At 63.8% G+C, this 14,205-nt stretch carries 11 protein-coding genes; 3 read left to right on the forward strand and 8 right to left on the reverse strand.

All coding sequences use genetic code 11. The annotated features are described in order from the left end of the window. The first annotated feature begins 2 nt into the window (after nt 1-2). Nucleotides 3-1,760, forward strand: coding sequence for an asparagine synthase C-terminal domain-containing protein (locus Q9R14_RS12360; protein WP_293827539.1), 1,758 nt, complete (start codon nt 3-5; stop codon nt 1,758-1,760). Here the strand turns inward: Q9R14_RS12360 and Q9R14_RS12365 are convergent. The 4 genes from Q9R14_RS12365 to Q9R14_RS12380 form a co-directional block, all read right to left on the reverse strand. Further along, the gene (locus tag Q9R14_RS12365) at nt 1,690-4,155 is read right to left on the reverse strand and encodes a prolyl oligopeptidase family serine peptidase (protein WP_306002582.1); all 2,466 of its coding nucleotides are present in this window, start codon (nt 4,153-4,155) and stop codon (nt 1,690-1,692) included. The two genes, Q9R14_RS12360 and Q9R14_RS12365, sit on opposite strands and share 71 nt — an antisense overlap. A 45-nt stretch (nt 4,156-4,200) precedes the next feature. Beyond that, entirely contained in the window at nt 4,201-7,131 is a 2,931-nt protein-coding gene (locus Q9R14_RS12370; RefSeq protein ID WP_306002583.1) for a TonB-dependent receptor, read from the reverse strand. 80 nt (nt 7,132-7,211) lie between these two features. Continuing rightward, nucleotides 7,212-8,201, reverse strand: a complete 990-nt coding sequence (locus tag Q9R14_RS12375; RefSeq protein ID WP_293826539.1) for a FecR domain-containing protein — start codon at nt 8,199-8,201, stop codon at nt 7,212-7,214. A gap of 2 nt (nt 8,202-8,203) precedes the next feature. Continuing rightward, the gene (locus Q9R14_RS12380; protein WP_366098828.1) at nt 8,204-8,716 is read right to left on the reverse strand and encodes an RNA polymerase sigma factor; all 513 of its coding nucleotides are present in this window, start codon (nt 8,714-8,716) and stop codon (nt 8,204-8,206) included. A gap of 113 nt (nt 8,717-8,829) precedes the next feature. On the opposite strand from Q9R14_RS12380, the gene Q9R14_RS12385 reads away from it, so the two are divergent. After that, the gene (locus Q9R14_RS12385) at nt 8,830-9,036 is read left to right on the forward strand and encodes a helix-turn-helix domain-containing protein (protein WP_293826608.1); all 207 of its coding nucleotides are present in this window, start codon (nt 8,830-8,832) and stop codon (nt 9,034-9,036) included. Nucleotides 9,037-9,146: 110 nt separating this feature from the next. After that, a complete protein-coding gene (locus Q9R14_RS12390) occupies nt 9,147-9,371 on the forward strand; it encodes a helix-turn-helix domain-containing protein (protein WP_293826542.1) in 225 nt (74 codons plus the stop codon). 89 nt (nt 9,372-9,460) lie between these two features. On the opposite strand, the gene Q9R14_RS12395 is transcribed toward Q9R14_RS12390, so the two are convergent. The 4 genes from Q9R14_RS12395 to Q9R14_RS12410 all read right to left on the reverse strand — a co-directional run bounded on the left by Q9R14_RS12395 (nt 9,461) and on the right by Q9R14_RS12410 (nt 14,101). Next, complete coding sequence (locus Q9R14_RS12395; protein WP_293826545.1) at nt 9,461-10,702, reverse strand: DUF3363 domain-containing protein; 1,242 nt, start codon at nt 10,700-10,702, stop codon at nt 9,461-9,463. A gap of 331 nt (nt 10,703-11,033) precedes the next feature. Further along, complete coding sequence (locus Q9R14_RS12400) at nt 11,034-11,951, reverse strand: DUF2493 domain-containing protein (protein ID WP_293826548.1); 918 nt, start codon at nt 11,949-11,951, stop codon at nt 11,034-11,036. A 348-nt stretch (nt 11,952-12,299) separates the two neighbouring features. After that, the gene (locus Q9R14_RS12405) at nt 12,300-13,502 is read right to left on the reverse strand and encodes a DUF4238 domain-containing protein (RefSeq protein ID WP_293826549.1); all 1,203 of its coding nucleotides are present in this window, start codon (nt 13,500-13,502) and stop codon (nt 12,300-12,302) included. A 134-nt stretch (nt 13,503-13,636) separates the two neighbouring features. Next, nucleotides 13,637-14,101, reverse strand: coding sequence for a GcrA family cell cycle regulator (locus Q9R14_RS12410; protein WP_293826551.1), 465 nt, complete (start codon nt 14,099-14,101; stop codon nt 13,637-13,639). Nucleotides 14,102-14,205: the final 104 nt, after the last annotated feature.

Below are 14,205 nucleotides of genomic sequence, written 5' to 3' on the forward strand. Positions count from 1 at the left end.
CCGTGAGAGAGTTTCTGCTCGTTTGCCGCGCTGCCGATGACCTCCCTTCCCAAGCGCTGTCTGAAGACCTTGCCAAGAAGGCATCAGCGCAAGGACTTGTAGTCTCTGCACTCAACCCACGCGCCTGGCTCGCGGTCCCCAGTTCGTCGCCCGCCACGCCGGTCCGGGTCGGTGGCTGGACGCTTATCGGGGACGTTTTCGATCGTCGCTCACCCGTCATTCCCTATGCGCATCCCGACGATCCCTGGGGGTACGAACGGAAGTTAATGGCAAGGTTCTGGGGCCGCTATGTTGGCGTTCTCTTCGGCGCTGGAGATCAGCTATCCGCTCTCCTTCGCGACCCTTCCGGCGCTCTGGAATGCGTGGCCTGGCCCGAAAAGGGGCTGACCATCGTCGCCTCGACGGCCTTCGAGTGGTTGATCAAAGCGCTACGTCCTGCGTGGCGCATCAACAGCGCTCGACTGGCTCAGGAGCTTCACGCCGTCGTTACGGGGACGGGCGCGCTTCTCATTGACGGCCCCACCGCGCTCGAGCCGGGGACTGTTCAACCGCTCCCGCTTGAGCGGCAGGCCCTGGCCGTGTGGACTCCAGCTGACATCGCTCGCCGTAGCCTCTGGACTCCACCCGATCAGCACTCGGCCATGGAAGCTATCCGCTCGTCGATCGATGAGGCCGTGTCTGGATTCGCAAGCCTGCCCGGCGCCTTGGCCGCCGAAGTCTCGGGAGGGCTGGATTCCAGCATCATCGCCTCGAGTCTCGCGCGACAGAAGCCTGACGGTCAACGGCTCTGGGTCAACGCCTACGGCTCCACGCCGGAGTCCGATGAGCGCGCCTACGTCGCCATTCTGGGCCAGTCGCTCGGCTTCAAGCCTCTTTCGGTTCCGCACGTGACCGGAAGGATGACACCGGACTGGCTCGCGGCGATAGCCGGAGATTTCCGTCCGGGACTGAACGGGCTCGATCATCCCCAAGATGTCGCTTGGGCGCGCCACGTCGTCGATGGTGGCGCAAGCGCTCTGATGACCGGCAAGGGGGGCGACAGCATCCTCTTCCAGGCGGCCACCACCGATGTCTTTACGGATCTGTGGAAGTCTCGGGGCTGGCGAGCACTTGGACATCCGGACCTCGCAGAACTCGCGGCGGGCAACGAGATTTCGATCTGGTCGATGATCCGGACGGCGGTGCGATACTCGGCAGCAGGCCAAACGCCGCCGCGCAGAGCTCACCCAATCCTATCCCCGCTCACCGAGCCTTTCGTCGGCCATCCCTGGCTTCAGGATCTCGACGTCTTTGGGCCCAGTAAGGCCTTTCACATCGCCGGGGTCGCCGACAGCGTGTCACACCATGGGCCGTCTGTCCTCTCCCGAGCCGTCGATGTCCGACATCCGCTTTGCAGCCAACCTGTGGTGGAGGCCTGCCTCGCCCTTCCCACCGCGTTGTTGACGGCGGGAGGACGAGATCGCGGACTGGCGCGGCAAGCCTTCAGAGAGGGGCTTCCGGACACCATCGTCAACCGGCGATCCAAGGGAGAGATGACCCGGATTTATGGGCGCTTGATCGTCGACAATCTGGACATTCTCAGGCCCTGGCTGATCAATGGCCGCCTCGCCGCCTTGGGTCTAATCGATCGCGCGACCGCAGAGACCGAACTGACACCGGAAGCGCTGATCTGGCGTGGCCAGCATTCTGTCATCCTGGGGATCGCGGCGCTGGAGGGATGGACACGTCTTTGGGAAGATCGCCTGGGGCGTGCAGCGTGAACCGGTCCGGGTCTGAAAGGGTTCGGTCGAGCCAGTCGAAGATCTGCGCGTAGTAGTCCCGAATGTTGGCGGGGCTCCAGATCACATGTTTCTCGCCCCAGTAGGTCACCATCCGGGCGTCGCCACCGTTCCTCAAAACAGCGCTGAACATCCGCTCCGATTGGCTCATGGGCGCGAAGTCCATATCAGCGGTCAGGAACAGAATTGGCCTCTTGATACGGTCGGCGCGCAGGAACGGACTTGAGGACACATAGAGGTCCGGATCGCCCCACGGGGGGGCAGCCAATCCGCCCTGTCCGAACTCCGTCCAGCCTTGGTTGAAGCGAAAGAAAATGCCGTTTTCCGGCTGGATCCGCCCCTGGCTGTCAAACTCGCCCCATACACCCGGCATGTCGCTGTATCCGGCGGAGGCGATGTAAGACCGGTAGCGATCCGAACGGGTGGCGATCTCCAATGTCGCATAGCCGCCGAAGCTATGACCCCACAGAACCATGCGGTCGAAGGGAGCCTCGGGGAAAGCAACACGCGCGGCATCGACGGCGAGGTCGGCGCTCCGGACGTAGGCGTCCCCGCGATCCCGTACTGAAAGGTCGCCCGGGATCGATGGACTCAAAACAGCATAGCCTGCGGAAACGAACACCTCGGGTCGAGTGCTGTAGGTCATGGCCAACGGATCGACGCGGGCGAGGTTGTCGGCCCAGCCGGGATAGACCTTGACGATCACACCCCGGATGTCACGGGCCGCACCCCTGGGCAGGAATAGCCAGCTGGTGGTCTGTCGCCCGTTGATATCCAGATGTACGATCGGCTGAGCCTCGGTCAGAACGACATCCGAAAGACTTTGATTGATACTGTCGAGGTTCCGGGTGGGAGCGAGGCTTCTCCGGATCAGGGTCTCCGATAAGCCCTCAGACCGCAGCATAAGGAGCCCTTCGGCGGACACGGCGACGACCCTGTCATCCTTACTTGCCACACCCCCGAAGGAGGTCGCGCCATTCTCGCCCACGATAAGGCTCTCGCCATCTGCTGCGATCGCGGGTGACCAGTTCCGCCGTGGCGCCTCATTGCCCTTCAGTCGGCGGCCGAGGATCGGATCGAACACAAGCGCCTCGCGGACGCTGGGCCCCGTCTCCATGAGCCTTCGCACGCCCGAGCCTGTCAGCGCCCAATAGGCGCCGTCCGCGAACGCATAGAGGACGTCAGGCCCGGCGGCCGCAATACGCGTCGGCGCCGTGGCCAGCTCTTCCGTCAAGGCCCGAGGCGGCCCGTCTGGCGACAGCAGATACCAATCGCGGCGTCCGGTTTCATCATCCTTGGCGTAGACAACGGGCGATGCGCCGATCCAGTCCGCCTTGACGCCGTTGAGCGCCACCTCGGCGGACGTGCCGACATCCAGCTTGTCTCGCACGAACCAGTCCACGCCATCGACCGAGACCCGGCCCAGCCGGCCCTCGGTCCAGCGTTCGCCATCCCGGCGGGCCCACACCAGTACGCCCCGGGAATCGGGAGACCACCTGAGGAGATGGAAGGCGACGTCCAGATCGTCGGGGGACGCCACCACTCGTCCGCTTTCAAGATCGATGATCGCCACCCGGTGCCGGCGGTCATCCTCCATATGCAGAAGCTCCGGACGACCCAACGGCATTTGCTCGGCACGCCTGATCACGACGGCCTTTGTCCCGTCAGGCGATAGGGCGAAGTCACCGATACGGGCCTCCAAGAGTATCTTGGCCTCGCCCGTCACGGTGTCGTACCGGACCAAGCGCTGGATCGGCTCCGGCGTCTCCGTGGACACCACGCCTCCGTGGGCTTCAATCACGGTTCGCGAAGGCTCATGGGCCCCCGCTGTCCGCTCCCAGGCTTCGGCTCGCCGCGTCGTCGCGGCACCGTCATAGCCCAATACCAATGGCAGGCTGCCATCCGGCCGAACGACGAAGACGAGGACGGCGTTGGACGCCCAGAACGCCCCTGCGCCATTCAGCGGAAGATCGGGCGTCAACCCTGTCCAAGTCACGGCTCCGTCCGATATCGTGACGACCCCGTACTCGAAGGTCTGGCCGCGCAGGCGGGTAACAAGAAGGCGTTTGCTGTCAGGGGACCAGGCGATGCGTTGCAGTCCAAGTCCTTCAGCGGGAAGAAGGCGTCGCGGTGGCGTGGCGGGCTCCTTCAGGTCCGCGAGCCAAAGGTCCATGATCGTCCAGGTCGACCGCCCGCCAAGGCGGACCTCCGTCATGGTGTTGTAGCCGGCGCGTTTCTCGTAGACCGCCCAACGGCCGTCCGGCGAGATGTCTGCGCGTCCGAATGCCTCCAGTCCGAGCAGGTCTTCCACCGTCAGCCTGCGATCTGGATCCCCAGAGCTGGCCATGGCGCCTGTTGCAAGCCAGGCAACCGCCATCATCGCGCCGGCGAGGCGTTGAATAAATCTCCGCACGGTTCGAACTCACCAACGACGCGTGAGCTGGAGCGATACCACCCGGCCCAGTGGGCTGGCCTGGCCTGGGTCGAAGCCCAGACCTGTCGCCGCATTGTAGAAGGGCGGGTCCTGGTCCAAGAGGTTCTGGACGGCCAACTGGATCTGCAAGCCGCCCTGCCGGTTTGGCGACCACGCGAAGCGGGTGTCGATTGTGTTCCAGGCGTCGATTTGTGCGCCAAGGCGGTCCTTATAGTCCGCGACGTGGTTCCAGTAGCCGCCCACCTCGAGATCGCCCTGGAACCAGGTCAGCCCGGTTCGCGCGCGCAACTCTGACGGATAACCGATGAGACCAGCGACCTTTTCGGCCGGCGCGGTTGGAGTTGTCCGGTTTTCGTAGTCCAGGATCCAGGAGGCGTTGGCGTCGAGCACCAATCGGCCGTCGCCCACAGACCACTCATGGCGACCGGTGACATCCAAGCCGTTGACCCGAACAGCGCCTGTGTTGACCCAACGGGTGTCGACTATGGCGCCGTAGGCGGTGACGGGGAACGAAGTGGAGAAGCCGGGAACCGCGGCATACGATTCGATGAGTGCGCGGTCGGCCGGCCGATTCACCGGATCAACAAAGGTCACGAACGGGCTCAAAGTCGGATCGATCAAGGCGCCGCTGAAGTTCGCGTTCACAGGCTGGGCGATCCGGTCTTCAAACCGGGTATCGAAGTAGTTGAAACTGAACGAAGGCCCGCCTCTCGGCCGATAGTCGAAGCCGGCGGTGAGGGTCTCGGAGGTTTCAGGTCTCAGGTCCGCGTTGCCGCCGTAAACCATGAGGATCAAGGTTTGAACCCCGCCCGCCCGGTTAAGAAAGGTTGGAGACACCCCGGGCGCATCGAACAGCTGGGACAGAGCCCCCGCGCGGAAGGAGGTCCCCCAGGACGATCGCACGACCCAGGCCTCTGCCGGCGACCAGACCAGCCCGATCTTGGGATTCGTGGTTGTCCCGAAATCTTCGTAGTCCTCGAGTCGGCCCGCTATCGACAGGTCAAGGCGACGGATCCCGGGCCTGGCGTTATCGGGACCCACAATCGGGATGCGGGTCTCTGCAAAGATCGCCGCGATCGAACGCTCGGCTGTCGGGCTTGAGAATGACAAGGGAGCGGCCCCGGACAGGAAGGTCGCGCCCCGGGTGTCGAAGGTCTCGTCGCGAACCTGTGCGCCGAGGGCGATCGACAGATCGCCGCCCGGAAGGCGCATCATCGGCCCCTGGACAAGGAGGTTGGCCGAGCGCGTGCGGCTTCGATTATGGACTTCGCCATAGCCGCTGCCGATGAAATCAAGCACGGCGGAGCTGTTGACGGTCCCGCCTCCGAAGAAATTGAAATATCCATCCACCGCGGCCCGATACGCCGTGTTCGGGTCGTCTGGAATCGTGCCGAGCGCCTCGGCCAGATATCGGGTGTTGACCCGATTGCTGTTGCCGAAATCTGCGCGCTCGGTTGCCTCAGCGAAGTAGCCCTCGACCGACCAGTCCGCCGAGAGATCGAAGCGTGCTCCAAGCGTTACGCCGAGGCTTTCGGACTGCGTATGGCTGCGTGCGGGACCGATGTCGCGGACGAAGGAATAGGCGACCTGATGGGACGCGGCGCCCATCGGTGAGACGAACCATGGATTGGCGCGCGTGACTGTGAATATCCCCGCCGACGGAGCGGTGTTCAGGTCCGTCGTGCGGTAGCTGTAGCGCACGTCGCCCGTCACCTCGAGCCGGCCGCCGAAAGACTGACTGACCCGCCCATAGGCGCTGTGGCGCTGGACTTCCGGCAGTAGGTCTACCCCCAGGAGGCCGGACTGCAGGTTGGTCTGACCGGCCGCGAAATCCGCCGGACCCTGCGCGGATCCGCTGGCATTCGGTCGGATGGCGTACTGGACCCCGAACGTCGACGTCGCCGGATTGACCGCGACGATATTGCCGGGGGCGCTGTAGAAGCCCCGATGGTCGGTGCCGCCGAAGGGACGTAGGTCACCGTCTCGTGTGTAAGGGCGGTCAGAAGTGCTGAATGCGTTTCCGGTTTGATATTCGTAGGACAGATAGGCCGCGCCGGAGGACCAGCTTCGGCCAGCCAGATGCGAGAGCTGTATCTCCTCGGCGCCGCCTTTCGCAGCGGAGGCTCGGAAACGGGACTCCTGCCCGTCGAATGCCCGGCGCATGATCACATTGACCACTCCGGCGACCGCGTCCGCGCCATACAAGGCCGAAGCCCCGTCCAACAGCACGTCCACACGCTCCACGGCGGCGGACGGCAGGGCGGAGATGTCTGCAAACTCGGCCCGCGACCCGGTACCCGCCAGGCGACGGCCGTTGACGAGAACCAGCGTGGACGCTGCCCCGAGGCCACGCAGATTGATGCCGGTCGCGAAAACATTGTTGGATCCGCCAGCATCGGACAGAGCGGCCTGGCTGATCGGCGTAGACGTGCCAGCGTAGTTTTGCGGCAGGGAGATGAGCGCCTCAGCCACCGTGGCGGCGGCGCGGCGATCGAGGTCGTCGCGGTTCAGGGTCACAACCGGGGACGCCAGATTCCCCGACCCCCTCAACAGGGTTCCGGTGACAACGACATCGTCAAGCGCCGTCACGGCCTCGGCGTTGGCAAGGACTTCACCACGGCGCAAGAAAATGACGCCCGGCCGTCCTTGCGACCAGACGATTCCTGATCCCGCCAGCAGCCGATCCAGCGCATCCCGTGGCGCAAATCGTCCCACCAGCCCCGGCGTCGTCCGGCCCGCGACCAAGTCCCCGGCGAAAAGAATCTGCTGGTCGGCCTGGGTCGCAAAAAGATTCAGTCCATCCCGCAGCGAACCCGCCGGAATGGTGAACTGGCGCGCGTCCTGGGCGCAGGCCGTCGCGCTGATGGATACGGCGCAGGCGACGATCGCGCTGCAGGACAATAGACTCAAGCGTCTCATATTCAGGGCTCCCCTCGACGCCACGCGACGTCGAAGAGGAGGTGATCGAGGCCCCGGGCGACCCCGGAGCCTCGACGGATTTATTTTCCGCGTTCCGACAATCGGATCGAGCCGTTCGGCCCGGCCGACGGCTCCAGACCGAAAACGCCCGAGGCCGCTGCGACAAAGGCGTCACGATCCCCCGTCTTGAACACGCCGTTGACTGGCACGGTCGCGAGATCTTTCGCTTCCAGAACAACCTTTGCGGTGAGGTACCGGTTCACCTCGGCAACCGCTTCGTTCATCGGCGTGTCTCGGAACACGATGCGCCCCTCGGTCCAACTGGTGGCCGTGGGCACATCAACCGAGCGGCTGGCTGTGCCGGCCGGGGTCACTCGCGCCTCTTGGCCCGCCGCAAGTCGTAACGGCCTTTCCGGACCGGACAAACGGGTCACATCCACCGCGCCGCTCACCAGAGTGACGCTGACGCCGTCTCCTTGCCGCTGGACGTCGAACACCGTCCCTATGGCCGTCACGCGCGCGTCGCCCGCCGCAACAACAAATGGTCGTTGGGCGTCATGGGCCACGGAGAACATCGCCTGTCCGCGTTCAAGATCGACGAGACGCTGGCCGTCGCTGAACCTGACCCTCATCCGGGAATCTGTGTCGAGGCGAACAGACGAACCGTCCGCCAACTGTACGACCCATTGCTCGCCCACGCCGGTCGTGAAGGTGGATCGCCCCTGCCACCACGTCCATCCGCCGAAAACAAGCACCGCTGCCGCCCCGACGGCGGCGGCGCCCAATAGGATCCCCGGTGCCCGACGTTCAGATGATTTGGGAAGACGTCGCGACATGGCGTCGTTGAGCGCGTCCTCGATTGCGGGCGTGCCTGCCAGCTTCCGGCTTTCCGTCCAGATCAGCTCGACCCGACGATACGCGTCCGCGTTGGCCGGAGATTTCCGCCAGTCGAAAAACTCCCGGATCGTCTCTGTCGTGACGCTGGGCGCGCCAAGGCGCTCGTGCCATTCGGCCGCTTCGCGATCCGCAATTTCAACCCGTGCCGTCGGGTTGCCCATGATGCGCCCCATTCCTAGCGCCGAAGCTCGGCGGCGCATTGAGCCAAGGCCTTGGTCATGCGCCATTCGACGGTCTTCGGACTGATGCCCAGTTGCTCGGCGATCTGGTTGTTCGTCAGACCGCCAAATCTGGATAACACAAAGACATCCCGGAGGGGTTGTGGCAAGGCGAGGACGATCTCCTGAATCTGCACCACGGCGTTCTGCGCGGGTTCTTGGGCCGTTGTTCCCAGCGGAACGGAGTTGTCGAGGATCTGGCGCCGCCGCCGACTTTGCCGATCACCGCTGAGACCAATGTTGAAGGCGACCTTCAACAGGAACGCCCGAGGGTAACGGATGTCCAGATCCGCTTCGATCGCTGCCATTCGTAGCCAGATTTCCTGGACCAGATCCTCAGTGTCCGTGCCGAACCGGCGACGAAGTCGCGCGACAAGCCAAGGTGAGTAGCGGCGGTAAAACCCCTCAAGCCGAGCGTGACGACGCGAACCTGAACTAACGGACACTCCGACGGGCTTCACATCCGACACGGCTACCTCCGCCCAATAACAAATCAAATGGCCTTCGGCTGAATCCTATCGGATGGGTTGAATGGTTACTATAGTGACTGGCGGAGTTTGCCGATTTCCAGCCGCCTGTGGCGATGGAGCTGCGGGAGAAATTTGGGCTGAATGTCCGCCGCAGCCGGAAAGCCAGACGGATGACCATCGAGGTTCTGGCCCACCAGAGCGAGCTTTCCTACAGCTATGTCGGAGAGATCGAGCGGGGACTTCGTAACCCAACTCTCGATGTCGTGGAGGCCTTGGCAAGAGGCCTGGGCATAGACGTTGCCACCCTGTTTGAAAGCTAGGCCGTCGGCGTGGCGCCAACCTTTTGAAGCATTCGGCTAAAAGCTAAATCACAGACCGCCTGGTTACTATAGTAACTGGCTCTGGCCGCCTAGCTGGTTGTCTTAACCCGATGGGGTTAGCCGTCGTATTTGGACGAAACGTGCGTGAGCGGCGGGTCTCTAAGGGGATCACCTTAGAAGCGCTCGCTCACGATGTTGGTCTGTCCTACAGCTACCTTGGTGAGTTGGAACGAGGCAGGCGCAATCCAACACTGAAGGTTATTGAACAGATCGCACGAGCGCTCGAAGTGGATGCTTTGGTCCTCCTGCAGGCAGAAGTCAGCCAGAGTCGGTAGCCGCCACACCACCACAAACCGACAAGCCCGGTTCGCCACCATCGCCCGCCCAGCCTGGATCAGATCGGACGGGCCGACCGGCAGGGGATCTAACTCCCGCGGCTCAGGTCTGCCCCCTTGCCTGCGACAAGCTGCGCGACGCCGTTCGTCGATGGAACGAGAGTCACGCTCTGATCTATACGAACCCCAGCGTGCCCCGTTCGAAGTCTCGCGTAATGCTCGACCCCGTCCCTGTCGCGCACTACAGCCCAGGGCGAAGCCCCTGCCTCATCATGAAACCCCGTCTTCACGACCACACCTCGCACCGGCTCACGGTCCAGAACCCGTATATCCCTCGCGCCCTCCAGCCGACGCTGATTGAGGGTGCGGATGATGTCGCGCCGCACCTGAAGCGTGCGCAGTTTCGTCTCCATCTCGCCGTCGAGCCGATACCGCCGCCCGGACCGCGTCGCGAGGCCCAGGCCTTCCAGATGCCTTAGCCGCCCCCGCGTCAGCGCCGCCCACGCGTCGGTTGAGCCGACCCCGTCATCGACCAGCCCGTGCTTGTCCGTCTCGGCGATCAGCCGCCGGTCGAACCCCGTGAATCGGTCGGCCTCGGTTTCTTTCCAGACGCGCCGTTCGGCCTCGACACGCGAGAGATCGCCAAGCCGCTCCTGCGCCACTTCCTGCGCCCGCGCGCGGAATCCATAGCCAATGTAGTCGCGCGGAATGACAAGGTCCCGGCCATCCTCGCGACGGCCCCGAACGAGCACATGGGCATGGGGTTGATCGGTGTCGAAATGACAGGTCGCCACCCACTTCAGATTGGGCTCTCCAATGTCCGCAGAGACGCGTCCCATGACCTCGCGGACATAGGATTTCATGTCGAGCCGTTCGCCGTGTTCCGGCGAGATGATGAAGCGGAAATGATGCCGGTCCTGGCTCCAGCCTTCCGTCTCGACGCCGGGCTGAACCCCATGGGAATTGCGATCGAAAAACTCCGGTCGCTCACCCTCCACCCCGGCGCCCGGCCGTCCGAGATAAGACACGTGTTTGGCGAGCGCAGCCGCCCGATCGGCGCCCTTGCCCATGTGTCGCGAGACCAGCGCCTTGACGATCACCTTCTGGCGAACGTCCAGTCTGAAGGCGCGGCCTGACCGGTTCTGCGCCGCCTTGAGCACCCCTGAACGATTGCCCAAAGCGAAGGCTTTGGAACTCGCAAGACGCTTCAGCATACCGTTCTTGACGTTCATCCGTTCGGTCTTAAGGGACAGCGGAAGGCCGAGGCGCACGGCGGCGGCTTGGCCGGAGCCGGCAGAAACCCGCCCGTCTATCTCGTCGCGGATCAGCATTCGCAGTCCTCCAGAGTATGCAGCAAAGGCTCGAAGGACGACAACTCAAGACAAGTCGTCAATGATGCTCCGAGCTGCCGCTAACTATCGGACAGAATAGAAGAAACCGGCGCAGCCAAAAACACCCTTTTATCTTGCCCTCCGACCCTTTTTGCAGATTGTCATCCATCGAAATCATATGCCGACATACCCTATCAACAGTCATCATAGTCGGTGACCAGAAGCGAGATACACACGCTGCACAGGCCGTCGATCGGATCGAGCCGCCGGATGACAATCAAAAACCCGCCCGGCCGAAGCCGAGCGGGTCGTTGATTGCAGGTCCAGTCTATCAGGCGGCCCGGGCCTTGATGAGCACATGCCGCAGCCCGGACTCCATCGCCTTCTGCCCGAGGTTGAGCGCAGGTCCGAACGGCCGCTGGTCCTCCCCCACCCCTGCCAGCGAATGGACCAGGGTGAGGCAGACCTCCGGCTCGAGCGCGATCAGCTCGTCGTTCGCCCTGAAGGGAGCCGCCTTGCCATGGGTGTCAAAATCCGCGCGGGCGAGGATCAACTTCACGCCCTTCTGCTGGGCCCATTTGATCGCGAGTTTCTCGGAGCCCTTCGCCCCGGTCGTCGCCAGAGCCATGTCGGGCCACTCCTGCTTCGCCCAGTTCAGGGCGTCGAAAATTCGCCCCGCATCCTCCGCGCTGTCGGCCGTCGGCGCGCCCCGGAAGGCGATCACCGGACCGCCCGGATCCGCCTCCCCGGACTTCCGGTTGCGGATCGCCCTTATCGCCTGTTTCGCTTCGAGCTGCGCCGCCGTCAGGTGTGTTCCGCGCCGCGATCCCCGCCAGGCCGTCCAGACCTCCCCAGTCGCGACCGTCCAGGTTTCGGATGCCGCATCCCGGATCAGTTCGCAGGCCTGCGTCGCCGCATCGCCTGCTCGAGCCTTCGCCGTGGCTTCCTGGAGTTCGACGTCCGCGGCCTCCGATCCGTCGAAGTCCCGGTCGAGCGATCGCATAGTATCGCGCGCCCGGTCCGCATCGCGTTCGATCCGCCCTGCCGCCGAATGGAAGGCGCCGATCAGGGCCTCTCCCAGGATGGTCTGGAAATCCTCCAGCGCGGTGTCAGAGATGACGTCGATCAACTCGGTCATGAGCGCGCGCCCGAGTTGAACCAGGGCATCTTCGGTCGGAAGCGAACCTCCCTCGTCCAGGGAAACGGACAGGTCGGTCAAGGCGGAGGATGAAGTGTTGAAACGGGTCATTGGAACATTCCTTGAGACTGTCGAGCGCCCCATGCGCAACGACCCCGGTTTTGGCCATATCGGGGTCCCCGGCAGTCACCGGAGCGGAGGGCCGCTTGCCCTCCGTGGAGGGGATAAGGCGAAGCCGTTGACTTCCGGGGTGATATGACAAAATCGGAGGGCGTTGTGTGGGGGCAAGTCGTCGTCGCCCTTCGCGACGACGACACCACTCGGCGCCGTCGCGCCGATGCGGACGAACGGGCATCGATCTTCGGTCGAAATGTCGGCGGCGAGCCGCCGACGGGGTGGCCAAGCTGGAAGACGTTCCCGGGATCCACCGCAGGTCAGATTTCGATCAGCAAGCCTTATTTAGAGAAATTCTCCGAGACCGGGAAACGGATCGGAAGGCGTCTCTGGCCAGTGATTGGTGACGAACCTTAACGGCCCGGCGCTGGTGGCGTAGACGAAGCGCGCGGCTTGGGCGACGATTTTGCGGTTGAGAGCGGGAACCGCAGCGTACCCCCTGAACGCCTCCTCAAGCAGGTCCATGTAGTCCGCCGAGTTGGTCCAGGCGAGCAGGCGGCTCGGCCCGACAGGCAGCACGACATAGGCGTCCGATCGGCCAAAGCCGTTGTAGGTGACCAAGGGCCGGTCGCAGGTCAAAAGCTGATGACGGGGCGAAACCAAGGTGATGAGGCGACGGGTCATGCCGTTCAAATGCGCCCCGAGTTTGGGTAGGTCGCTGAGCTTGGGTATGAGATGCCCGCCCAGTATCTGCGCAGACGGCCCGTCAAAGGCGGCCCGATACTCATCGAATGACGGATCGTCCGCTCCACGCCGTTCCTCGTAAAGGTCCCGGCTCTGGGAGATCACCTCAGTGTAGGTCCGCTGCGCCAATACCTGAAGCTCGGCGACGCGAATGGGGTCCCGTTGCAGCAGCGACATGACGAACCTCGACAGACCGTCATTGTGGCTCTTGTTCAGAACAACCGGACCGGGGAGTTCCAGAAGATCGAAGATGTCCGAGGCATCCTGATCTACTCGTCGAAAGAAGACCGTCTCGATGTAGTCGCGACGATCATCAGGCAGTGCGAGCACGGAGTAGAGGTTCTCTACGTAGCCAGTCTGGACAGGAAATTTCGGGCGAGCGATCACTTGCCTATGCGGACGCTGGAACTCCCACAGTTTCCGGTCGCTCCCCGCCCAGCGCTTCAGATAGAACTGCGGCACATAATGGTGACGCCAAGTTTCTGATTGTGAAGGCGCCGCAGGCATTCCTCGTCTTAACGCGGCAACCCGATGACGCAATGTCCTGCTGGGTAAGCAACGCGAACGGGTTCTGCGCTGCCCAGGTCCTTGATCTGTCCAGCCCGTCGGTCGCCACCCGCTGAGGAAGGTCTCCATCGCCACCTGAACGGGACCGCTGATGTCAGACTTTCCGGCTTCCACGTCGATGACACGCGCCGCCAATTTCTGGGGCGTTCCAGCGAGACGAAAGGCGCGCGCGATCGTCAGCGGATCCCACCCAAGGATCTGACGGGCGACTTTCAACTCAGCGGCCGGAGCTGCCATCGGGATCTCGTGCGGCCAGAGGCCGAACAGCGAGCGCTCGATTTGGCGGCCCGGACAAAAGACAAACGGCGGCCTCGTCGAGGCCGCCGTTCAGATCCTCATGTCTCAAGATTCCAGCGAGGGCGTTAAGTATCTCAGTTAAGCCGCGCCAGCCGATCCAGTGTGCGGGGAGTGTCAGCCGCCGGTCGATAGGCGACGGCGGCATGTGAGGCACAGAAGGCTCCACGCGTCACCGGTTGACCGCACAGACTGAAGTCAGCGGCTCCAGGCTCACCGAAAGGCCAACGGCACTGGCAGCGCCGCACCGAGAGGACTGTAGCCAGGCCATGCTCACTCGCGACGACGGGGCGAGCGTCGATCGGCCGATCCGCCAAGGACCTGGCCGGCGCGAGGCGGGGCGGCTTCGGACCGGCGGCAGGGCGTTTGGGCGGGCGGCCGGAACGGCCCGCCGACAGACCCATACGATGAACTTTGCCGAGCACGGCGCTGCGCGTGATGCCATTGGCGAGATCGCGGGCGATCTGCTCGGCGGTCTGACCCTCGAGCCAGAGTGTCTTCAAACGACCGATGCGGTCATCGGTCCAGGCAGAGGCGGTCATGGGAAGCTCCGAGGCTCACGAGCCCGATCGGCTCACCCCGCGCCGCCCTGCCTTTCCCTCCCGCCACAAAACGAAAAGCGGCCCGACGCTCGCGCGCCGGGCCG

Origin of the sequence: Brevundimonas sp. C43 (assembly GCF_030732185.1) — a bacterium.
Classification (GTDB): domain Bacteria; phylum Pseudomonadota; class Alphaproteobacteria; order Caulobacterales; family Caulobacteraceae; genus Brevundimonas; species Brevundimonas diminuta_C.